This is a genomic window from Candidatus Hydrogenedentota bacterium (assembly GCA_035416745.1).
Taxonomy (GTDB): Bacteria; Hydrogenedentota; Hydrogenedentia; order Hydrogenedentales; family SLHB01; genus UBA2224.
This window is the reverse complement of record DAOLNV010000054.1, coordinates 24,139-25,199: the sequence shown is the minus strand read 5'-3', so window position 1 is coordinate 25,199 and position 1,061 is coordinate 24,139. Positions and strand designations below refer to the sequence as shown.

The 1,061-nt window shown below is 55.1% G+C and carries 1 protein-coding gene; it reads right to left on the bottom strand.

Annotated elements, in window-relative coordinates; genetic code table 11:
- The coding region (locus tag PLJ71_15335; GenBank protein ID HQM50060.1) for a hypothetical protein at positions 1-995 on the bottom strand (995 nt) is incomplete at its 3' end.
- Positions 996-1,061: the final 66 nt, after the last annotated feature.

The window sequence follows — 1,061 nt, the reverse complement described above, 5'->3', positions numbered from 1 at the left end:
TCGCTGTCACTTGCCAGCAACTCCGGGCTACTAACGAAAACATAGTCCCCTTCGTTTTCGTAGCCCAGATGCAAGGGGACCAGGAGCGCTTCTAAAGCGTGTCGCAACTTCACATTGCGAAGATTGATGTGGTCGACCAGCCCGTCGGTAACATACTGTTTGCCTTCCATATCCCGCAGCCATTGTTGGATGTCGTTGGTATCCGGTGGCAGCGTGACCGGGGGGGGCGATGGAAAAGGCGCTGTTCCAGGGGATCCGGGGTCATCTTCTTTCACCTTTACAGCATACTTGCAGCGCTCTCGCTCAGAAAAGAGTTCCACTGCTCCGCAATCCCGAGAAATTGAAACGAGCTGATAGTCTTCGAACCGCTCTCCCGGCTCATACCAGTAAGGTGTCTGGGACTGCAACTGGATGAGGGCCCGTTTGCTCCCGTCAGGCATTTCCGTAATCTGCAAGACCCTAAGCGGGAGCGGCGTTCCCGCAACGACTGGGGGGGCCACGACGCTCTGGTCGACTACAAAGTTGACTCTGAGATACTCTCCGATGAACTCGAGAATTCGGCTCAGGTGTTCGTATTTGAACACTATCGAGACAGGCTCTGAAAGCTTTTCCTGCATCTTTGCCAGGTCGTCGGCAGTTTCCTCGTCCTTCAGGCCTGCCAAAGCTTGTTGCCTTCCCGGAGCGGTAACGAAGAATCCATAGGGCTTCACTTCGTAGACCAGCCCAAGCGGGTACAAAAGGTGTTCGAGGGCTGTTAGCAGCGGTACCTCCCTCAAATCCACGCTTTCGACCAAGCCTTCCGTCAAATAGGACGGAGCAGCTTTCGGACAATGCTCCCAGACCAAGGCGCGATAGTCTTGCGCGCTTACTCCGCGTACAGGAGGTGCTGGAACGGCCCGCACGTCTACAACGATGTTTACGACATATTCCGAGAGAAACTCAAGAATGTTGCGGATATGCTCGCCGTCGAACTCGATGTCTATGCGGTTCTGCAAAGCCTTGGAGACCTTGCTGCCCGCCGCAGGAGCCGCATTCCGAGCCCATTTCCAATGGACAAAGGG